Source organism: Pseudoalteromonas sp. SG43-7, from assembly GCF_014164295.1.
GTDB lineage: Bacteria > Pseudomonadota > Gammaproteobacteria > Enterobacterales > Alteromonadaceae > Pseudoalteromonas > Pseudoalteromonas rhizosphaerae.
In genome coordinates, this window is record NZ_JACJEY010000223.1 from 1 (window position 1) to 258 (window position 258).

Genomic DNA, 258 nt, shown 5'->3' on the forward strand with positions numbered 1-258 from the left:
TCAGAGCGGGTCATTAGCTCAGTTGGTAGAGCAGTGGACTTTTAATCCATTGGTCGATGGTTCAAGTCCATCATGACCCACCATTCTTTATTCGTTGAATAGTAGAGTGGTTATAATCGGCGGATTCACGCACCGTGCTTAGGCACATCAGAGCGGGTCATTAGCTCAGTTGGTAGAGCAGTGGACTTTTAATCCATTGGTCGATGGTTCAAGTCCATCATGACCCACCATTCTTTATTCGTTGAATAGTAGAGTGGT

At 45.3% G+C, this 258-nt stretch carries 2 tRNA genes; both read left to right on the plus strand.

Annotated elements, in window-relative coordinates:
- Positions 1–7: 7 nt before the first annotated feature.
- Positions 8–83: transfer RNA gene (locus H5200_RS23615), tRNA-Lys, on the plus strand.
- A gap of 71 nt (positions 84–154) precedes the next feature.
- Positions 155–230 (plus strand) — tRNA-Lys (locus H5200_RS23620).
- Positions 231–258: the final 28 nt, after the last annotated feature.